The sequence below is a fragment of the Sulfurimonas denitrificans DSM 1251 genome, assembly GCF_000012965.1.
Taxonomy (GTDB): Bacteria; Campylobacterota; Campylobacteria; order Campylobacterales; family Sulfurimonadaceae; genus Sulfurimonas; species Sulfurimonas denitrificans.
Window position 1 is genome coordinate 336,465 of sequence record NC_007575.1, and the last position, 20,425, is coordinate 356,889.

The following is a 20,425-nucleotide window of genomic DNA, read 5'->3' on the forward strand; positions in this document are numbered from 1 at the left end:
AGATAAAATGAGTAATAAAATGCGTCAAAAGATGGCAGATAGCATAAGATTTTTAGCAGCAGACATGGTACAAAGTGCAAATTCAGGTCACCCAGGCGCACCTATGGGGCTCTCAGACATAGCAGTTGTTTTAAGTGAACATTTAAACCACAATCCAAAAAACCCATCTTGGTTAAATCGTGATAGAGTTGTATTCTCAGGCGGTCATGCTACAGGGCTTATCTACTCTCTTTATTATCTTTGGGGATATGGATTAGAGATAGAAGATTTAAAAAACTTCCGTCAACTTGATTCAAAAACTCCAGGACATCCAGAGTTTGGACATACCGCTGGTGTTGAGATAACAACAGGCCCACTAGGGCAAGGTATAGCAAATGCTGTTGGTTTTTCAATGGCTTCAAAATTTGTAGGTGCGCAAGTAAACTCTGAAACTGCAAAAGTAATAGACCATAAAGTTTACTGTTTATGTGGTGATGGAGATTTAGAAGAGGGTATAAGTTATGAGGCTTGCTCAATTGCAGGGCATAACAAACTAGATAATCTTATACTTATTTATGACTCTAATCGTATCACTATAGAGGGCTCAACTGATTTAAGTATCAGCGAAAACATCCGTATGCGTTTTGAGTCACAAGGTTGGAATGTTTTAGAGTGTGATGGTCACAATTTTGATGAGATTGACAACGTAATTACAGCTGCAAAAGTAAATTCAAAACCGACTATTATTATTGCTAATACTCTTATCGCAAAAGGCGCAGGCATTATGGAAGGCTCACATCATGCACACGGTGCGCCTCTTGGCAAAGATGTGATTGCTCAAGCTAAAGAGGATGCAGGCTTTCCTACAAATAAGACTTTTTACGTTGATGAAGATGTAATGGCAAGATTTAGATGTGCGGTAGAAAAGGGCGATTTGTTAGAGCGAGAGTGGATACATAGCCTTAAAACTCTTCCATTAATGGAGCAAAATGAGGCTCTATCTGCGCTTCAGAATCCTGATTTTTCAAAAATCCAGTGGCCAAGCTTTGATAAAGCAGATGCAACAAGAAACACAAACGGGAAAATTTTAAATGCTATTGCTAAAGCTCTTCCTAACTTTTTAGGTGGTTCAGCTGATCTTAGCCCATCTAACAAGACTGAACTTGTTGACATGGGAGTTTATCCAAAAGGGCGAAATATCTACTTTGGTATTCGTGAACATGCAATGGCTTCAATTACAAATGCTATCGCACTTTATGGACCTCTTATGCCATTTTCGGCTACATTTTTTGTTTTTTCAGACTACTTAAAACCAGCGGCACGTATAGCGGCATTAACAGGAATACAGCAATTTTTTATCTGGACTCATGACAGTATCGGCGTAGGAGAAGATGGACCTACTCATCAGCCAATAGAGCATTTAAGCCAGTTTCGCGCACTTCCAAACTTTTATGTGTGGCGTCCAGCTGATGGTGCTGAAAATGTTGAAGCTTGGAAAACAGCACTAGAGATGAAAAAATCTCCATCAGCTTTTGTCTGCTCACGCCAAAATCTCTCAGTTCTTCCACTTCCTGTAAAAGGAATTATAAGTAACGGTGGTTATCTTCTTGCAAGTGATGAGAATGCTACTATTACTTTGATGGCAAGTGGAAGTGAAGTTGAACTTGCACTTAAAGTTAAAGAGGCACTAAATGAGAAAAAAGTACATGTAAATGTAGTTTCAGTCCCATGCTATGACCTTTTTATAGAGCAAGATAAAACTTATATAGACTCAATTATTAAGCCTAACACTAAAAAAATAGCAATAGAAGCAGCTCGTGGTTTAGAGTGGTATAGATTTGCGGATGAAGTAATTGGTATGGATACATTCGGTGCTTCTGCTCCTGCTGATAAACTCTTTGCAAAATTTGGTTTCTCAGTAGAGGGCGTTCTCTCTAAAATAATATAATTTTAACAGTTGGCATAGTGCCAACAGTTAAAACACTAAACAATCTCCATTTGGTCACAATCTTAAAAAATATTATAAAGTGTTACTAAAAAAGATAATATAGATTTTTTTGTTATTTTTTACTTAAAATTAATATTTGTTTTATTTTAGTAATATATAATAAAACATATTTTGTTAAAAGGAGTTATAAATGAAGTTACTTTCTGTTTTACTTGTAGGTGCAACATTATGTTTTGGTGCAGTTGATATTAACAAAGCTGACAAAGCTCAGCTAATGGAGATAAAGGGTGTAGGAGAAGCAAAAGCAAATGCTATTTTAGAGTATAGAAAAGAGCATAAATGTTTTAAAACGGTTGAGGAGATAAAAAATGTCAAAGGGTTTGGTGTTAAATTTTTAGAAAAAAACAAGTCAAATTTAGAGGCTAGTAGCTGTAAAAAGTAGCTCTTATATCTACATGTACCCTTACATGTAGATTTTTAAAATATATAAAAATTTAAATTACCTCTTTTAAGACGCACCCACTTCCATAAGGCTTTTTTGAGTAGTAACTCTTGCCATGTGCTACTAGCAAAGCATGAAACTCCTGATATGTTTTTAGAAGCTCCACCTCATTTTTTATGCACTCTTTTAAAGATGTTTCCACAAGGTTTTTTATATCTCTGTATTTTGTTTTTGGCTCTATCATGCCAAGCTCACTTAATAATCTTTTTGTGTAAGCATCAACTTTAAATTCTAGCTGATTGTAACCATATAGAAGTATAGAATCAGCACTCTCCTCGCCGATACCAATAACACTCAAGAGCGCATCCCTTGTTGGTACTTTGCCATCTAGACTCTTATAGAATTTTATAAATTCCAAAATGTATCTTGTTTTTTGATTAAAATATCCACAAGGCTTGATAGCCTCTTTTAATTCCAAGATATTCATGTTCTCTATGCCATATACATTTAGTGCGCTCTTTACATGTAGATTGTTTAATGATTTTACAACTGAGGTAAAAGTTGTGTTTTGAGTTAAAATTGAGCCTAAACAGACCTCAAATATCTCATCTTCATTGTGTGGAAAAGTGTAATCTAGTTTATGATAACCATGACCTAGTATTGGCCACCAGCCTTGAGGACCATACATCTCATAGAGAGTTTTATAGATATGATAAACTCTATTCATAGATAATTAAGCAATCTGATTCCAATAAAAATTGCTCCTAAAAATATAACAGATGAGATAAAGACAAGTGCAGTTACAACTTTTGGTTTGCAATCATAAAGAGAGGCAAAATTTACATTTGCAATGGCAAGAGGAACTAATAACTCTATAAAAATTATTCCCTTTATCATCAAATCAAGCTCAATTAAAAAGAGAACTAAAAACGTAAGAGCGGGTAAGATGATAAATTTTACACTAATAACCCAAAGAGTTAACCTTTTACTTATTTCACTGATTTTTGTTCCATATAGATAAATCCCAAACAAAAAGAGTTGCATAACTATAGAAGCATAAGCCCCCATCATAAGCGTTTTCATAATCTCAACACTCGGCTGATAACCATAAGCACTAAGAGTAATTGCTAATGCTGCTGCCCAGAGAATAGGGAGTTTTGCTATATTTTTAAACGAACTCTTAACATCAAAGCTCCCTCTTGAGTAGTAGTAAACACCAACTGTATAGACAATAAATACATTCATAAGATTTATAACAGTAGTGTATGGGATAGACTCTTCTCCAAAAATAGCGATATTTAATGGAATACCAAGATTTCCAGTATTTCCTATAACAGCTGCGACTGTTGCGATGGAGTACTCTTTTTTATCCTCAAATAGTCTCTTTGCCATCAGAGCTGATATAAAAAGCACTAAGATAACAATGAAAAGATAAATTGAAGGTGCAAAGAGAAGTGTGGAGTCAACGGGGCGGATAAGTAGTCCCCAAAATGTCAGAAAAACTTGTAAAAAATATACATTTATAAGAGTTATGGTTTTATCATCAATGCGCTCTTTAAAACTCATCTTTGCTATAAAGCCTATAACAATAAAGATATAAATAGCCAAGATTGAAAATAGTATTGAACTCATGGAGCGATTATAGCAAATAGTGTATAATTTCGCACTACAAAGGGGCAAAGAGATGCAAAATATAGAAGATATAAATAGAGTTATAAAAGAGAATCTAGCAGTTATGCTCTACTTCTCAGCACCTACATGTAACGTATGTCACGCATTAAAACCAAAGTTATTAGAAGCGATAGAGAACAATTTTCAAGAGTTTGAAGTAGTAAGTATCGATACATCTATAGAGCAAGAGATTGCAGCCAACTTTAGTGTTTTTGCCATTCCTACTGTTTTAGTTTTTTTAGATGGCAGAGAGTTTTTAAGAAAATCTCGCCACATGAGTGTTGATGAGGTTATAAGAGAGATAAAAAGACCTTACGAAGTTATGACTTCATAACCCTTAGCGCATAAAAGCGATTAAAGAGGCAGTGACTGCTACATTTAAAGATTCTACATCTCTATTCATAGGGATATTTATCGAGTCGTTACAAAGTGCTTCAATCTCACGTGAGACTCCATCACTCTCATTTCCAAGAACAAATATAGATTTATCCTCTTGACGCAAATCGTAGATGCTCTTTTTTGCATGTGAAGAGAGAAGATATATTTTTGTATCTTTTAGTTCTTTTAAAACTTCATCTAAAGTGTTGCAGTAGTAAATAGGAAGTTTAAACAGTGTTCCTGCACTGGCTTTTATGACAAGAGGAGAGATTTTAGCACTATTTTTTTTAGGAAGAATCACACCATCAATATATCCAGCAGCACAAGAGCGTATAATCATTCCTAGATTTTGAGGATTTTGGATGCCATCAAGTGCTAAAAGTTTAAATTTTTTGAGATTTTTTATCTCATTCGCATTTTTATAAGAATTAGCGATTATATCAATTGCAACACCTTGATCTTGTTTTGAATTTTTACTTATGCGACTAAGTGCATTTTTATCATGATAAGTGACTTGAATATCTCTTTTTTTTGCTAAAGATAAGATAGTTTCTATAGCACCATCGCTTTTATTAGAGTTAGAGAGATGAAGTTTATGTATCTCTATTGTGTTGTCTAGTAAAACTTCTATAATCACATTTCTTCCATAAAGAGTTATGATTTTTTCAAAATACGCTTTTTTATCTTTGTACTCTTGTGAATCTTGCAAAATAGAGCCTTTTATTTAATTGAGTAGAATTTTACACTATTTAAGTTTGTTATCTGATTTCATAGACTATTTCTGTTCTATTTTTCTTCTTTATAATCTCTTTAACGCTAAGAGTATCAATTTGTATTTTCATAAACTCTTCGATTGAGTTTATAGAATTTTCTGCAACGGCTCTCAAAACCAAACCTCTATAAGCTTTAGCCCAGTGACTTACTACTTTGCCATCTTTTAAAAATTTCAAAGTTAAATAAGGTTTATTTATCTCATAAAATTTATCATAATATCCAGCGCGTAAATCTAAAATATCAGCGTTTGATAGAAAAAGATCAAGCTGATATGAAAATCTATCTTTATAAAATTTATCAGGTATAAGATTACCTATATTATTTCCTTGTTTTACCTTATAGTTAGCAATTGTATCGCCTCCGAAAATTGGGCCATAAAGGTTTGAAAATATAATACTATTTTTCATTAGATACTCTTTTGCACTATTATTAAGCGTCTCAAAGTTGAGATATTGATATGCTATACCATCATAACGTTCAATAGAGTGCATAAGTGGTGACTTGAAAATATCATTTATATATGGTTGGCAGTCTGAAAATTTTTTAAATCCAAAAAGTTCTTTAATTACCTCTTCATTATGACTATTTACGACGCTATTGTATTCATTTAGTATGGTTTCTCTTGCGCTATTTGAACCAAAAAGTTCTTTTTGCTCTTCAGTGCCACCAGTTTTTTTGTTCTCAGATGGAGAAAATAATATTTTTAACATCAATAAAACCTTTAATATATATAAAATAGAAACAGATAATAGCCTTTTTTACATAAAGAGATAAATCTTTTAAATTTTAAGTAAAAACCCCTTGACATTGAAAATATATTGCACTATAATTCTGGCTCAAATTCGATGCCGACATAGCTCAGTTGGCTAGAGCAGCTGATTTGTAATCAGCAGGCCCGGGGTTCAAATCCTCGTGTCGGCACCATTGAATTCGAGAATATTAGAAACAGTGTTAGACCAGATTAAACAATTATGTTATGGTGAGATAGTCAAGTGGCCAACGACGGCGGACTGTAAATCCGCTCCCTCCGGGTTCAGAGGTTCGACTCCTCTTCTCACCACCATTCAATGGCACATGCGGGCGTAGCTCAGTTGGCTAGAGCGTCAGCCTTCCAAGCTGAGGGTCGAGGGTTCGAGTCCCTTCACCCGCTCCATTGAAAATTCTGGAAGCTGAAGTACAATTTCAACCTACTTCATAAACATATATTTAAACTAAGATTATAGTATATGGCAATCTACACAAAAAACAATCTAATATTTAAAAAATTATGCAATTATTGCTTGGTGTCTATTTTACTTTTTTAACTTTGCTCTCGTGGCTCAGGGGTAGAGCACTTCCTTGGTAAGGAAGAGGTCGGCGGTTCAAATCCGCTCGTGAGCTCCATAAGGTAAAGTATAGACAAAGTTTAAGCAATAATTGAATAATTTTTGGGTACAATTCCATTTCTATTCACAAATTAAGTCGGAGGACACTATGGCAAAAGAAAAGTTTGCGCGTAATAAACCGCATGTAAACATAGGTACAATTGGTCACGTAGATCATGGTAAAACAACATTGACAGCTGCAATTACTGCGGTATTAGCAGTAACAAATGGTGCAAAAATGATGGATTATGATGCTATCGACAATGCTCCTGAAGAGCGTGAGCGCGGTATTACAATTGCAACATCACACGTAGAATACGAAACTAACAATCGTCACTATGCACACGTTGATTGTCCAGGTCACGCGGATTATGTTAAAAACATGATTACAGGTGCTGCACAAATGGATGGTGCTATTTTAGTTGTTTCTGCAGCTGATGGTCCGATGCCTCAAACTCGTGAGCATATTCTTCTTTCTAAGCAAGTTGGTGTTCCATATATCGTTGTTTTCATGAACAAAGAAGATATGGTTGATGACGAAGAGCTATTAGAGTTAGTTGAAATGGAAATCCGTGAACTTCTTGATATGTATGATTTCCCAGGTGACGATACTCCAATCGTAGCTGGTTCAGCAAAAGAAGCATTAGATGAAGCAAAAACTGGTACACTTGGACCATGGTCTGCAAAAATACAAAAGCTTATGGCTGCTGTAGATGAGTATATTCCTGAGCCAACTCGTGAAGTTGATAGAGATTTCTTAATGCCTGTTGAAGATGTTTTCTCAATCTCTGGTCGTGGAACAGTTGTAACTGGTCGTATCGAGCGTGGAACAGTTAAAATTGGGGATGCTATTGAAATCGTAGGTATCCGTGATACTCAAAAAACTACTGTAACTGGTATAGAGATGTTCCGTAAAGAAATGGATCAAGGTTTAGCTGGTGACAACTGTGGTGTTCTAGTTCGTGGTATAGGTAAAGATGATGTTGAGCGTGGTCAAGTGCTTTGTAAGCCAGGCACAATCAATCCTCACACTAAATTTACAGCTGAGATTTACGTATTAAGTAAAGAAGAGGGTGGTCGTCATACTCCATTCTTTACTAACTATCGTCCACAGTTCTATGTTCGTACTACAGACGTTACAGGTGCTATCTATTTACCAGAAGGTACAGAGATGGTTATGCCAGGTGACAACGTAAGTATTACTGTTGAGCTAATTCACCCAATCGCTATGGAAAAAGGTACTAAGTTCGCTATCCGTGAGGGTGGACGTACTGTTGGTGCTGGTGTTGTAGCTGAGATTCTTGCATAATTCGCTTAAGCGAATATGCAAAATCCTTTAAAAGGTTAATAACATGAGAGAAGCAATACATTTAGGGTGTGAAAAGTGTACTCGTCGTAACTATCATACTACTAAAAACAAAAAAACTCATACTGAAAAATTTTCAGTTAAAAAATATTGTAAATTTTGTCGTGAGCATACTCTTCACAAAGAGATGAAGTTATAATATTAAAGTTGCAATAAAGCTAAGGTTGAATACTTCTGCTTTATTGTTAAAATAAAGGCGTATAGCTCCAACGGTTAGAGCACCGGATTCCAAATCCGGGTGTTGGGAGTTCGAATCTCTCTACGCCTGCCACACATTAATTATTTGTAGTGCTTTGGGGCTTTATTTGTAATTAATGACGATTAGGAAAGTTGAATGAATTTAGGTGTACATATTAAAAATGCTAGAATAGAATTAAGCAAAGTTATTTTTCCTACTAAAGGTCAAGTGAAACAAGCCTATATTTCTGTTTTAATTGTTGTAACAGTAATCACTGCTTTTTTAGCATTGGTTGATTTGCTTATGTCATCAATAATGTCGGCAATTTTAGGTTAAGGGGTAACAATGGAGAAAAAAAACAGTCATCAATGGTACTCTATACAAACATATGGCAATGAGAGAACTGTTCGTTTAGCAATTTTAAATCTTATAGAAGAGATGAGACTACAAGACTTCATAACAGATGTTATAGTTCCTACAGAAGATGTTATAGAAGTAAAAGATGGCAAGAAAAAAATATCTGAACGCTCACTTTATTCAGGTTATGTTTTTGCTAGAATCGAACTCAATACTGAGATTCAACATATAATTCAATCAATACCAAAAGTATCTGGATTTATTGGTGAAGCAAATATTCCTACACCACTTAGTGAGCATGACATAAATGTAATACTAGATCGTGTTCAAAATCGTGCTGCGCCTAAGCCAAAGGTATTTTTTGATAATGGGGAGACTGTCCGAATTACAGATGGTCCATTTGCAAACTTTACGGCAACTGTAGATGAGTATGATTTAGAGCATGGAACTTTAAAACTAAATGTTTCAATTTTTGGAAGAGCAACACCAGTTGATATCTCTTATACTCAAGTTGAAAAAATAATTTAATTAGCAATAAGCTACGCTAACTTTAGATTTTTTATAAAAGTTTAAAGTTAGCGTAGTTTAAAGCGACTTGTCGCGCGAGCATCTGCTGAAGAAAACTTAGCGTTAGCGTAGCAAACTGGACTCTGTTCAGGTTGCGTTAAGTAAAATAATAAAAAGGAAAAAAGATGGCAAAAAAAATAATGGGCTACATTAAGCTTCAAATTGAAGCTGGCAAAGCAACTCCTGCTCCTCCAGTTGGACCAGCACTTGGTCAACGTGGTGTTAATATTATGGAGTTTACAAAAGCGTTTAATGAAAAAACAAAAGATAAGATGGGATTTAAAGTTCCTGTAGTTATTACTGTTTTTACTGATAAAAGTTTTACGTTTGTTGTAAAACAACCACCAGCATCTGCTCTACTTATGCATGCTGCAGGTCTTAAAGGCGGTTCAAGTAATCCACTTAAAAATAAAGTGGCAAAACTTACTCAAGCGCAATTAATGGAAATTGTAAATAGAAAAATCGAAGATTTAAATACTGATGATAAAGAAGCTGCAGCTAAAACAATTGCTGGTTCAGCTCGTTCAATCGGTATTGAAATAGTAGATTAATATTAAACATTTTATCATCGACCACAGTGATATAAAGTTTTGTGGCAGAATTTCATAGGAGAATTTGACAATGAGCAAAAGATATAAACAATTAACAGAAAAAATTGATGTTACTAAAGCGTATAGCGTTGATGAAGCATCACTATTAGTAAAAAATTTAGTAAGTGCAAAATTTGATGAAACAGTTGAAGTGGCATTTAATTTAAATGTAGATCCAAGACATGCGGATCAGATGATTCGTGGAGCTATTGTGCTTCCTCATGGAACTGGTAAAACTGTACGTGTTGCAGTTTTTGCTAAAGGTGCTAAAGCTGATGAAGCCAAAGCTGCTGGAGCAGATATAGTTGGAACTGATGATTTAGTTCAGCAAATTAAAGATGGCATTTTCAACTTTGATATTGTTGTTGCTGCACCTGATTGTATGGGACTTGTTGGTCAAATTGGTCGTATTTTAGGGCCAAAAGGTATGATGCCTAACCCTAAAACTGGGACTGTAACTCCAGATGTTGCAACAGCAGTTAAAAATGTTAAGGGTGGGCAAGTAAATTTCCGTGTTGATAAAAAAGGAAATATACATGCAGGTATTGGTAAGGCAAGTTTTAATGCTGATAAAATATCTGAGAATCTTATAACATTTGTTAAAGCGATTAACAGACACAAGCCATCATCTGCAAAAGGTCGCTACATTAAAAATTGTGCTTTAAGTTTAACAATGAGTCCTGCTATCAAGCTTGATGTTATGCAATTAGCGGATATGAAATAATTTAGTAATTTTTAGTGCTTTATTCGTAAAGCACTCTCAAGTTACTACTTTGGTAACTGCATTTTATGGACTGAAGATATAGGAGCGAAAGCTTAATATGCTGATAATAATTAGCATCCCTATTGAAGTGTTGTCTGGAAAGGAGATATTCTATGACAAAAACACAAAAAGCTGAAATTATTGAAGTACTTTCAAATGAATTTAAAGATGCTCAAAGTGTAATCTTTTGTGATTACAAAGGTTTGAGCGTTTCTAAGCTTGAGAATTTGAGAAAAATGGCTCGTGCTAAAGATACAAAAGTTCAAGTTGTTAAAAATACGTTAGCTACTATTGCACTAAGCAATGCTTCACTAACGGGTGTTGAATTAAAAGACACTAATATTTTAGTATGGGGAGCAGATTCTGTTGCTACATCTAAAGTATGTGCTGACTTTGCTAAAGATAATGAAAAATTTGTAATTAAGTCTGCTTATGTTGATCGTGAAGCTGCTGATGCTGCTAAGGTTGAAGCATTTGCTAAACTTCCTGGTCGTGAGGAGCTTCTTGCTATGCTTGCTGCTACTTGGATGGCACCAGTTACATGTTTCACTATTGGACTTGACGCATTAAGACAAAAAAAAGAGGAAGCTTAATAGCTTTCAACAAACATAGATGATTTAAATCATCAAAATAAAAATTAAGGAGCTATATTATGGCTATAACTAAACAAGATGTATTAGAGTTTATCTCAGGACTTTCTGTATTAGAACTTTCTGAATTAGTAAAAGAGTTTGAAGAGAAATTTGGTGTATCTGCACAGCCTGTAGCTGTTGCTGGTGGTGCTGTTGCTGCAGTTGCTGTTGAAGAGCAAACAGAATTTAATGTTATCATCACTGATGCTGGCGATAAAAAAATCAACGTAATTAAAGTTGTTCGTGCATTAACTGGTCTTGGATTAAAAGAGGCTAAAGATGCAACTGAGAATGTACCTTCAACAATAAAAGAGGGTGTAGATAAAGAGACTGCTATGAATGCTAAAAAAGAGCTTGAAGAAGCTGGCGCAAAAGTAGAAGTTAAATAATTTTACTACCTACTCGCAACACAGGAGAAGACATTTTTCCTGATAGTTGCGAATTTTTGGGCGCTTTTACGAATGGATTTTTATCTCTTCGTAAAAGTGCCCTTATGTCGTTTATAAGCACTGAATAGAAGCTCTAACTTTTGAGCTAAAAATCATCTAGGGACGCCTAGATACGAAACCTTAATCTTTAATGATTAAGTCTTAATAACAACTCATCGAGGTAGCCAATGTTAAATACTTTATATTCCGGAAATCGTCTTCGTGTAGACTTCTCTAAAACCCCTCAACAAATAGAAGTACCAAATTTATTACAACTACAACAAAGCTCATATAACAAGTTTTTAATGCTTGAGGAAAAAGATAGATCACAAAGTGGTGTTGAAACAGTTTTTCAATCAGTTTTTCCAATTCATGATACTCAAAATAGATTGACTGTTGAGTATATTGATAGTGAAGTTGGAAAACCAAAATACACAGTTAGAGAGTGTATGGAGCGTGGACTCACTTATGCAGTTAGCTTAAGAATGAAAACGCGTCTTATTCTTTGGGATAGAGATGAAAATACAAAAGAGAAATTAGGTGTAAAAGATATCAAAGAGCAGAGTATATTTGTTCGTGATATTCCACTTATGACAGAGAGAACTTCATTTATTATCAATGGTGTTGAGAGAGTTGTTGTAAATCAGCTTCACCGCTCTCCAGGTGTTATCTTTAAAGAAGAGGAATCAACTACTTCAGGCAATAAACTAATATATACTGGACAGATTATTCCAGATCGTGGTTCATGGCTCTATTTTGAGTATGATCCAAAAGATATTCTTTATATGAGAATAAATAAGCGTCGTAAAGTACCAGTTACAATCATGTTCCGTGCTCTTGGGTACTCTAAACAAGATATCTTAAAACTTTTTTACCCAATTCAACATATTAACATCGTTGATAACAAATTTTTAATGTCATTTAATCCAAATGATTACTCTAGCAGATTAACTTATGACTTAGTTGACAAAAATGGAAAAATTCTTTTAGCTTCAGGAAAAAGACTCTCCGCTAAAAAAGCACAAAATTTTATTGATGAGGGTTTAAGTGAAGTTGAGTATCCATTAGAAGTTCTTTTAGATAGATACTTGGCAAAGCCAATAGTTGACCCTGAAACAGGCGAAATTCTCTTTGATGCTATGACAAGAATTGATGAAACAAAACTTAAAAAACTGAGTGAAATTGGTGTTAAAAACTTCAGTATTGCGAACGATTTGGCTGAAGGTGTGGATGGTTCAATTATAAATGCGTTTAATGCTGATGCAGATTCTCTAAAGTTACTAAAGCAGACTGAAGATATAGAAGATGAAAACCATCTCTCAGCGATTCGTATATATAAAGTAATGAGACCAGGTGAGCCAGTAACAAAAGAGGCTGCAAAAGTTTTTGTAAATCAACTTTTCTTTGATCCAGAGAGATATGATTTGACAAAAGTCGGTCGTATGAAGATGAATCATAAGTTGGGGCTAAATATTCCTGAATATATAACTGTTTTAACTCATGAAGATATTATAGAGTCTGTAAAATATGTTATCAAAGTTAAAAATGGACAAGGACATATTGATGATAGAGATCACTTAGGTAATCGTCGTATTCGTTCAATAGGTGAACTTTTAGGAAATGAGTTACATAACGGTTTGATTAAGATGCAAAAAGCGATTCGTGATAAGCTCTCTACAATGAGTGGACCTATGAATGAGCTAATGCCTCATGATTTGATAAACTCAAAAATGATTACTTCAACAATCATGGAGTTTTTCTCAGGCGGGCAGCTATCACAATTTATGGATCAAACAAATCCTCTCTCGGAAGTAACACATAAGCGTCGTTTATCAGCTCTTGGAGAGGGTGGACTTGTAAAAGAGCGTGCTGGATTTGAAGTACGTGACGTTCATCCAACTCACTATGGTAGAATTTGTCCGATTGAGACTCCAGAGGGTCAAAATATTGGTCTTATCAATACGCTTGCAACTTACTCAAAAGTTAATGAGCATGGATTTATTGAAGCTCCATATAAAGTAATGAAAGAGGGAAAAGTAACAGATGAGATTGTTTATTTAACAGCTACTCAAGAAGAGGGCAAGAAAATTGCTGCTGCTTCAAATAAGCTAGATAAAGATGGTCAATTTATAGATAAAATGGTTGTAACTAGAGTTGATGGAGAGATTCTTCACCGTCCTGTTACCGAGTGTAACTATGCTGACTTGTCATCTCACATGGTTGTCGGTGTTGCCGCTTCACTAATTCCATTCTTAGAACACGATGATGCAAACCGTGCTCTAATGGGTGCAAACATGCAACGTCAAGCCGTTCCTCTTATTAAACATGAAGCGCCTATTGTTGGAACTGGCGTTGAAAAACTTGTTGCTCGTGACTCTTGGGAATGCGTAAAGGCAAGACGTTCTGGTATTGTAGAAAAAGTAGATGGAAAACATATCTATGTTATGGGAGATGATGATGGAGAAATCTATATAGATTACTATCCATTGCAAAAAAACCTTCGTACTAACCAAAATACAGCATTTGGTCAAAAACCAATTGTAAATATTGGACAAAGAGTTGAAATTGGTCAAGTAATCGCCGATGGTCCAAATATGGATCAAGGTGAACTTGCTCTTGGTGTTAATGCAATGGTTGCGTTTATGCCTTGGAATGGATACAACTTTGAGGATGCTATTGTAATCTCTGAGAGACTTATTCGTAAAGATGCTTTTACATCTGTTCATATCTATGAAAAAGAGGTTGAAGCAAGAGAGCTAAAACATGGGGTAGAAGAGATTACTCGTGATATTCCAAATGTTAGAGATGATGAACTCTCTCACCTAGACGAGAGCGGTATTATCAAAATTGGTACGAATGTAACTGGTGGAATGATACTAGTCGGTAAAGTTTCCCCAAAAGGTGAAGTAAAACCAACTCCAGAAGAGAGACTTCTTCGTGCAATTTTTGGTGAAAAAGCGGGACATGTAATAAACAAATCTCTTTATTGTCCTCCATCTATGGAAGGTGTTGTTGTTGATGTTAAAATCTTTACAAAAAAAGGTTATGACAAAGATGCACGTACTCTTGAACTTGAAAAAGAGGAGCGTGACTATTTAGAGCGTGAGCACTATGATAGACTTCTTATGATTGATAAAGAGGAGATGTTAAGAGTTACAAAACTTCTTACAAAAGAGCCACTTATAAACGATATTAAAATTGGCAACACAAGTTATAAAGCTGGCGATATAATCAATGGCGAAGATTTAGTTGAAGTGAATCGTTTTGCAATGAATGCCATAATTAAATCATTCAGTGAAGAGATTCAATCAGAATATAATAAAACTAAAAACTATTTCCAAAAAGAGAAAAGACTCTTCCGTGATGAGCATGAAGAGAAGTTAAATATCCTAGAAAAAGATGACATTCTTCCAAATGGCGTTGTTAAACATGTAAAGATATATATTGCAACAAAGCGTCAACTAAAAGTTGGTGATAAAATGGCAGGACGTCATGGAAATAAGGGTATTGTCTCTACAATAGTACCTGAAGTTGACATGCCTTACATGGAAGATGGAAGAGGCGTTGATGTTTGTCTAAATCCTCTTGGTGTTCCATCTCGTATGAATATCGGGCAAATATTAGAGATGCACCTTGGTATGGCTGGACGTGAGTTAGGGCATCAAATAACTAAAGAGTTTGAATCAAAGCAAAAAGATTTTATTAAAAATCTTCGAGCTAAAATGATTGAAATAGCTGATGTTGCTCAGATGATGAATGCAGCTAAAACTCTTGGAGATATGAGTGATGAGTTGCTTCTGCACCATGCTCGTGACTGGTCAAGAGGTGTTAAGTTTGCATCGCCTATATTTGAGGGTGTAAATGCTGTAGAGTTTGAAAAACTTTTTGCCCTTGCAAAAATGGACACAGATGGTAAAACAGTTCTTTATAACGGTTTGACTGGTGAGAAGATTAAAGAGCGTGTAAACGTTGGTTACATGTACATCCTTAAGCTACATCACTTAGTTGATGAGAAGATTCATGCTCGTTCAACTGGACCATACTCACTTGTTACTCAACAACCAGTTGGTGGTAAAGCACTATTTGGTGGACAGAGATTTGGAGAGATGGAAGTTTGGGCACTAGAAGCTTATGGGGCTTCAGCAGTTTTAAAAGAGATGTTAACTATCAAATCAGATGATGTTGATGGTCGTGTTCGTGCATATAAAGCTATTACAAAAGGTGAATTAGTTCCAGAATCTGGGATTCCTGAGACACTATTCGTATTGACAAAAGAGTTGCAATCACTTGCTCTTGATGTAGAAATATTTGACGAGGTAGAAGATAATGAGTAAATTAGTACCTATTGAAGTAACAGAAGATAGAAGACCAACTGATATAAAGCAGATACAGTTTCGTTTGGCTTCTCCTGAAAAAGTGATGTCTTGGAGTCACGGAGAAGTAAAAAAACCTGAAACTATTAACTATCGCACACTCAAACCTGAGCGTGACGGACTTTTTTGTGCAAAAATATTTGGACCAGTTAGAGACTATGAGTGTCTTTGTGGTAAATACAAAAAAATGCGTTATAAAGGTGTTGTGTGTGAGAAGTGTGGTGTTGAAGTAACAAGCACAAAAGTTCGCCGTATCCGTATGGGGCATATAGAACTTGTAACTCCAGTAGCACATATTTGGTATGTGAGTTCATTACCTTCTCGTATAGGTACTCTTTTAGGCATTAAGATGAAAGACCTTGAGCGCGTACTATATTATGAAGCATATATAGTTGAGAGCGGTGGTGAAGCATATTATGATGCAGAAGCAAAAACGCCAGTTTTAAAATATGATGTTTTAAATGAAGAGCAGTACCGTACTCTTGTATCTAGATTTGGTGAACTTGGTTTTAAAGCTCGTATGGGTGGAGAAGTTGTTCGCGATCTTCTTGATTCTATCGATTTAGTTGATCTATTTACTCAACTAAAAGAAGATATTGAACTTACAAAAAGTGAAGCAAAAACAAAAACTATTGCTAAGAGACTAAAAGTAATCGAGTCATTTTTAAATTCAGGAAATAACCCTGCATGGATGATGTTAACTGTTTTACCTGTCCTTCCACCTGATTTGAGACCACTTGTAAGTCTTGATGGTGGTAAATTTGCTGTTTCAGATGTAAATGACTTATATCGTCGTGTAATAAACCGTAATCAACGTCTTAAACGTCTTGTTGAGCTTGAAGCACCAGAAATTATTGTTAGAAATGAGAAGCGTATGCTTCAAGAATCAGTTGATGCACTGTTTGATAACGGTCGTCGTGCAAATGCTGTTAAGGGAGCTAACAAACGTCCGCTTAAGTCTTTGAGCGAAATTATTAAAGGTAAACAGGGTCGTTTTAGACAAAACTTGCTTGGTAAACGTGTTGACTTCTCAGGTCGTACAGTAATCGTTGTTGGACCATCTCTATCTATGGATGAGTGTGGATTACCTAAAAAAATGGCACTAGAGCTGTTCAAGCCACATTTGATTGCAAAACTTGAAGATAAGGGTTATGCAACAACTGTTAAAGCTGCGAAAAAGATGATTGAAGATAAAACTAATGAAGTTTGGGAATGTTTGGCTGAGATAGTTGATGGCTATCCAGTACTACTAAACCGTGCACCAACGCTTCATAAGCTCTCAATTCAAGCATTTCACCCTAAGCTAATTGATGGAAAAGCTATACAGCTTCATCCATTGGTTTGTGCTGCTTTTAACGCCGACTTTGACGGTGACCAGATGGCTGTTCACATTCCTTTAAGTTCTGCTGCAATTGCTGAAGCAAAAGTATTAATGCTAGCTTCTATGAATATTCTTCTTCCTGCATCAGGAAAGGCTATTGCTACACCATCTCAAGATATGGTTCTTGGAATTTACTACATTACATTAGAGAAAAATGGTGTAAAAGGTTCAAATAAACTTTTTGCAAACGTAGATGAAGTAAGAATTGCTATTGAGCATGATGCTCTTGATATTCATGCAAAAGTAAGAACAAGAGATGATGGAAGAATTATTCACACAACAGCAGGAAGAATGCTCTTAAAAGCTATTTTACCTAATTTTGTTCCATCAGAACTTTGGAATAGAGTTATGAAGAAAAAAGCTATTAATGAAGTGGTTGATTACGTTCAAAAACATGGCGGTATAGGCGTAACAGCAGGTTTCTTAGATAGACTTAAGAACTTAGGATTTAAACATGCAACTGAAGCTGGTATATCTATCTCTATTGATGATATAAAAATACCTGCAGGAAAAGAAGCTAAAATCGCTGAATCAAAAAATAGAGTTTTTGAGATTCAAAAACAGTTTGAAGCGGGTCTTTTAACTGAACAAGAGAGATATAATAAAATTATTGATGTTTGGACTGATACAAACAACACGCTAGCGACTCAGATGATGGATTTAGTTCAAACAGACAAAGCTGGATTTAACTCGATTCATATGATGGCAGACTCAGGTGCTCGTGGTTCGGCTGCACAAATTCGTCAGCTTGCTGGTATGCGTGGACTTATGGCAAAACCAAGTGGTGAGATTATTGAGACACCAATTATTTCTAACTTTAAAGAGGGATTAAATGTTGTTGAGTACTTTATTTCAACACACGGTGCTAGAAAAGGTCTTGCCGATACTGCTCTAAAAACAGCAAATGCGGGTTATCTTACTCGTAAACTTGTTGACGTTGCTCAAAATGTTAAGATTGTTGAACATGATTGTCATACTCACGAGGGTATAGAGATTTCTGATATTAGTGATCAAAATACTCTAATTGAATCTTTAGAAGATAGATTAAATGGTAGAGTTTTAGCAGATGATGTAATTGACCCAATAAGCAATGAGATACTCTTTGCAGAGGGAACACTTCTTGATGAAGTTAGTGCTAAAGTCATAGCAGAAGCTGGAATTAAGACGGCATATATCAGAACTCCAACTACATGTAAGAGTGAAAATGGTATTTGTGCACTATGTTATGGTGTGAACCTAGCAACAGGGCAGATAGTTCGCAGAGGAGAAGCTGTTGGTATTATTGCTGCTCAGTCAATTGGTGAACCTGGTACTCAGCTAACACTTAGAACATTCCACGTTGGGGGAACTGCAAGTTCAACTGCGCAAGAGAGACAAGTTGTAGCTGAAAAAGAGGGCTTTATTCGTTACTATAACCTAAAAACTTATGTTTCAAAAGAGGGTAGAAATATAGTAGCAAACCGTAGAAATGCAGCTGTCTTATTAGTAGAGCCAAAGATTAAAGCTCCATTTAGCGGTCGTGTTGAAATTCAAACTGTTCATGATGAAGTAATTATTAGTGTTTCATCAAAGACAGATACAATTCGTTATGTATTGCGTAAAAATGAGATTGCTAAACCAAATGAGTTAGCTGGAGTTGGTGGACAAATAGAGGGTAAATATTACTTCCCTTATGAAAGTGGTGCAGAAGTTCAAGAATATGAGTCAATAGTTGAGACAATAAAAGATGGTTGGAATGTTCCAAGTCGTATTCCTTATGCTTCTGAAGTGTTAGTTGCAAATGGCGCACCTGTTACTCAAAAGATTTTTGCAAAAGAGGATGGAGTTGTTAAATACTTCCTTCTTAGAGGTGACTATTTAGAGAGATTTGAAGGATTAAAAGCTGGTTATGAAGTTATTGAAAAAGGACTTTTTGCAACTGTTGTAGATTCAAATAATAGAGAAGCAGTACGTCATTACATTGCTCGTGGTTCTATTATTGTAGCTGAGGACGATGCTGTAGTTGATCCAAAAACTCTTATCGCTAAACCTAAAAATGATGAATCAACAGTAATAGCAGAGTGGGATCCATACTCTAATCCTATTATTTCTGAGACTAGCGGTACAGTTAAATTTGAAGATATTATTATTGGAACAACAGCAACTGAACAGTATGATGAGTTAACTGGTAAAACACGTTTAATGATTAGTGATCATGTTCCTGCTGAATATAAGCCAACAATAGTACTTGCTAGCGAAGATGGCGAACTATTAAGATACCAAGTTCAATCAAAAACTTCTATTTATGTAGAAGATGGAGCTAAAGTTAAAGTTGCTGATATTATTGCAAAGACACCAAAAGCACTTCAAAAATCAAGCGATATTACAGGGGGTCTTCCTCGTGTAAGTGAACTTTTTGAAGGTCGTCGTCCAAAAGCAACAGCACTGATTTCTGAGATAGATGGTGTTGTATCATTTGGAAAATCTCTAAGAGGTAAAATTAGAATCATAGTTGCTTCTGATAATGGAATATTAAAAGAGTATTTTGTTGATAAATCACACACTCCAGTTGTAAATAGCGGTGACTTTGTGCACGCTGGTGAGAGATTAACATCTGGTATTATCTCTTCACATGAGCTATTACGCATTATGGGTGTGAAAACACTTTATAACTACCTAGTAAGTGAAGTACAGCAAGTTTACCGTTCTCAAGGTGTTAATATTTCAGATAAGCATATTGAAGTTATATTTACACAGATGTTAAGACAGGTTAAAATTCTTAAATCTGGCGATACTAAGTTTATAGAAGGTGATTTAATCTCTAAAGTTAAGTTTGCGCAAGAGAATGAAAAAATTATAAAACTTGGCGGTCGTCCAGCTATTGCTGAGCCATTCTTGGTTGGTATTACAAGAGCCGCTGTATCAGCTGATAGTATTATCTCTGCTGCATCTTTCCAAGATACTACAAAAGTATTAACAGAAGCTGCAGTTAGTGCTAAAGTTGATGATTTAAATGATTTAAAAGAGAACGTAATTATTGGTCGTACTATTCCTGTTGGAACTGGTATATATAAAGATCAAGAGATTATGTTTGGATACAATTAAAAAAATTTACTTAGAGATCTTCTTAAGGTCTCTAAACCTACATGTACTTCTTCTATAATTCTACAAATAAAATATTATATATTAATTTATTCTTAAAATAAGCTAACTTTAATCACAATTTATATAACATTACGCGTCTATAACTCCCTA

General features: G+C 35.2%; 17 protein-coding genes and 5 tRNA genes. 18 read left to right on the top strand and 4 right to left on the bottom strand.

Annotated elements, in window-relative coordinates:
- Positions 1-7: 7 nt before the first annotated feature.
- Positions 8-1,927 carry a transketolase gene (gene tkt / locus SUDEN_RS01750; RefSeq protein WP_011371973.1) on the top strand — a complete coding sequence of 640 codons (1,920 nt, stop codon included), beginning with the start codon at positions 8-10 and terminating at the stop codon, positions 1,925-1,927.
- Positions 1,928-2,117: 190 nt separating this feature from the next.
- The gene (locus SUDEN_RS01755; RefSeq protein WP_011371974.1) at positions 2,118-2,369 is read left to right on the top strand and encodes a ComEA family DNA-binding protein; all 252 of its coding nucleotides are present in this window, start codon (positions 2,118-2,120) and stop codon (positions 2,367-2,369) included.
- 52 nt (positions 2,370-2,421) lie between these two features.
- Here SUDEN_RS01755 and SUDEN_RS01760 read toward each other — a convergent pair whose 3' ends face one another.
- Together SUDEN_RS01760 and SUDEN_RS01765 are read right to left on the bottom strand one after the other, a co-directional pair.
- Positions 2,422-3,096, bottom strand: coding sequence for an endonuclease III domain-containing protein (locus SUDEN_RS01760; protein ID WP_011371975.1), 675 nt, complete (start codon positions 3,094-3,096; stop codon positions 2,422-2,424).
- Positions 3,093-4,001: an AEC family transporter gene (locus tag SUDEN_RS01765; RefSeq protein WP_011371976.1), complete on the bottom strand. Its 909-nt coding sequence runs from the start codon at positions 3,999-4,001 to the stop codon at positions 3,093-3,095. Before SUDEN_RS01765 ends, SUDEN_RS01760 begins: the two co-directional genes overlap by 4 nt.
- 52 nt (positions 4,002-4,053) lie before the next feature.
- Between SUDEN_RS01765 and SUDEN_RS01770 the strand changes: the two genes are divergently transcribed.
- Positions 4,054-4,374: a thioredoxin family protein gene (locus tag SUDEN_RS01770; RefSeq protein WP_011371977.1), complete on the top strand. Its 321-nt coding sequence runs from the start codon at positions 4,054-4,056 to the stop codon at positions 4,372-4,374.
- A 3-nt stretch (positions 4,375-4,377) separates the two neighbouring features.
- On the opposite strand, the gene rlmB is transcribed toward SUDEN_RS01770, so the two are convergent.
- Positions 4,378-5,127: a 23S rRNA (guanosine(2251)-2'-O)-methyltransferase RlmB gene (gene rlmB, locus SUDEN_RS01775; RefSeq protein WP_011371978.1), complete on the bottom strand. Its 750-nt coding sequence runs from the start codon at positions 5,125-5,127 to the stop codon at positions 4,378-4,380.
- 49 nt (positions 5,128-5,176) lie between these two features.
- Complete coding sequence (locus SUDEN_RS01780) at positions 5,177-5,902, bottom strand: YaaA family protein (protein WP_011371979.1); 726 nt, start codon at positions 5,900-5,902, stop codon at positions 5,177-5,179.
- A 137-nt stretch (positions 5,903-6,039) separates the two neighbouring features.
- Between SUDEN_RS01780 and SUDEN_RS01785 the strand changes: the two genes are divergently transcribed.
- The 15 genes from SUDEN_RS01785 (at position 6,040) to rpoC (ending at position 20,275) form a co-directional block, all read left to right on the top strand.
- Positions 6,040-6,116, top strand: a tRNA-Thr gene (locus tag SUDEN_RS01785).
- Positions 6,117-6,170: 54 nt separating this feature from the next.
- Positions 6,171-6,255 (top strand) — tRNA-Tyr (locus tag SUDEN_RS01790).
- A 13-nt stretch (positions 6,256-6,268) separates the two neighbouring features.
- Positions 6,269-6,345: transfer RNA gene (locus tag SUDEN_RS01795), tRNA-Gly, on the top strand.
- Positions 6,346-6,500: 155 nt separating this feature from the next.
- Positions 6,501-6,575 (top strand) — tRNA-Thr (locus SUDEN_RS01800).
- Between the two features lie 90 nt (positions 6,576-6,665).
- Positions 6,666-7,865, top strand: coding sequence for an elongation factor Tu (gene tuf / locus SUDEN_RS01805; protein ID WP_011371980.1), 1,200 nt, complete (start codon positions 6,666-6,668; stop codon positions 7,863-7,865).
- 43 nt (positions 7,866-7,908) lie between these two features.
- The gene (gene rpmG / locus SUDEN_RS01810; protein WP_011371981.1) at positions 7,909-8,061 is read left to right on the top strand and encodes a 50S ribosomal protein L33; all 153 of its coding nucleotides are present in this window, start codon (positions 7,909-7,911) and stop codon (positions 8,059-8,061) included.
- Between the two features lie 55 nt (positions 8,062-8,116).
- A tRNA-Trp gene (locus SUDEN_RS01815) sits at positions 8,117-8,193 on the top strand.
- A 63-nt stretch (positions 8,194-8,256) separates the two neighbouring features.
- Positions 8,257-8,436, top strand: a complete 180-nt coding sequence (gene secE, locus SUDEN_RS01820) for a preprotein translocase subunit SecE (RefSeq protein ID WP_011371982.1) — start codon at positions 8,257-8,259, stop codon at positions 8,434-8,436.
- 9 nt (positions 8,437-8,445) lie between these two features.
- Positions 8,446-8,985, top strand: coding sequence for a transcription termination/antitermination protein NusG (gene nusG / locus SUDEN_RS01825; protein WP_011371983.1), 540 nt, complete (start codon positions 8,446-8,448; stop codon positions 8,983-8,985).
- Between the two features lie 164 nt (positions 8,986-9,149).
- Positions 9,150-9,575, top strand: a complete 426-nt coding sequence (gene rplK, locus SUDEN_RS01830) for a 50S ribosomal protein L11 (RefSeq protein ID WP_011371984.1) — start codon at positions 9,150-9,152, stop codon at positions 9,573-9,575.
- A 70-nt stretch (positions 9,576-9,645) separates the two neighbouring features.
- Positions 9,646-10,338 (top strand): 50S ribosomal protein L1, encoded by a 693-nt coding sequence (gene rplA / locus SUDEN_RS01835; protein ID WP_011371985.1) that lies wholly within the window; start codon positions 9,646-9,648, stop codon positions 10,336-10,338.
- A 152-nt stretch (positions 10,339-10,490) separates the two neighbouring features.
- Positions 10,491-10,970 (top strand): 50S ribosomal protein L10, encoded by a 480-nt coding sequence (gene rplJ / locus SUDEN_RS01840; protein WP_011371986.1) that lies wholly within the window; start codon positions 10,491-10,493, stop codon positions 10,968-10,970.
- Positions 10,971-11,029: 59 nt separating this feature from the next.
- Entirely contained in the window at positions 11,030-11,398 is a 369-nt protein-coding gene (gene rplL, locus SUDEN_RS01845) for a 50S ribosomal protein L7/L12 (protein WP_011371987.1), read from the top strand.
- Positions 11,399-11,625: 227 nt separating this feature from the next.
- A complete protein-coding gene (rpoB, locus tag SUDEN_RS01850; RefSeq protein WP_011371988.1) occupies positions 11,626-15,771 on the top strand; it encodes a DNA-directed RNA polymerase subunit beta in 4,146 nt (1,381 codons plus the stop codon).
- A complete protein-coding gene (rpoC, locus tag SUDEN_RS01855; RefSeq protein ID WP_011371989.1) occupies positions 15,764-20,275 on the top strand; it encodes a DNA-directed RNA polymerase subunit beta' in 4,512 nt (1,503 codons plus the stop codon). Before rpoB ends, rpoC begins: the two co-directional genes overlap by 8 nt.
- Positions 20,276-20,425 lie beyond the last annotated feature (150 nt).

Bases quoted from the DNA above. Each gene is read 5' to 3' on its own strand.
- rpoB (WP_011371988.1), top strand. From the start codon at position 11,626: ATGTTAAATACTTTATATTCCGGAAATCGTCTTCGTGTAGACTTCTCT.
- secE (WP_011371982.1), top strand. From the start codon at position 8,257: ATGAATTTAGGTGTACATATTAAAAATGCTAGAATAGAATTAAGCAAA.
- SUDEN_RS01770 (WP_011371977.1), top strand. From the start codon at position 4,054: ATGCAAAATATAGAAGATATAAATAGAGTTATAAAAGAGAATCTAGCA.
- SUDEN_RS01755 (WP_011371974.1), top strand. From the start codon at position 2,118: ATGAAGTTACTTTCTGTTTTACTTGTAGGTGCAACATTATGTTTTGGT.
- SUDEN_RS01780 (WP_011371979.1), bottom strand. From the start codon at position 5,902: ATGTTAAAAATATTATTTTCTCCATCTGAGAACAAAAAAACTGGTGGC.
- rplK (WP_011371984.1), top strand. From the start codon at position 9,150: ATGGCAAAAAAAATAATGGGCTACATTAAGCTTCAAATTGAAGCTGGC.
- SUDEN_RS01765 (WP_011371976.1), bottom strand. From the start codon at position 4,001: ATGAGTTCAATACTATTTTCAATCTTGGCTATTTATATCTTTATTGTT.
- rplL (WP_011371987.1), top strand. From the start codon at position 11,030: ATGGCTATAACTAAACAAGATGTATTAGAGTTTATCTCAGGACTTTCT.
- rplA (WP_011371985.1), top strand. From the start codon at position 9,646: ATGAGCAAAAGATATAAACAATTAACAGAAAAAATTGATGTTACTAAA.
- rpoC (WP_011371989.1), top strand. From the start codon at position 15,764: ATGAGTAAATTAGTACCTATTGAAGTAACAGAAGATAGAAGACCAACT.
- rpmG (WP_011371981.1), top strand. From the start codon at position 7,909: ATGAGAGAAGCAATACATTTAGGGTGTGAAAAGTGTACTCGTCGTAAC.
- SUDEN_RS01760 (WP_011371975.1), bottom strand. From the start codon at position 3,096: ATGAATAGAGTTTATCATATCTATAAAACTCTCTATGAGATGTATGGT.
- tuf (WP_011371980.1), top strand. From the start codon at position 6,666: ATGGCAAAAGAAAAGTTTGCGCGTAATAAACCGCATGTAAACATAGGT.
- nusG (WP_011371983.1), top strand. From the start codon at position 8,446: ATGGAGAAAAAAAACAGTCATCAATGGTACTCTATACAAACATATGGC.
- rplJ (WP_011371986.1), top strand. From the start codon at position 10,491: ATGACAAAAACACAAAAAGCTGAAATTATTGAAGTACTTTCAAATGAA.
- tkt (WP_011371973.1), top strand. From the start codon at position 8: ATGAGTAATAAAATGCGTCAAAAGATGGCAGATAGCATAAGATTTTTA.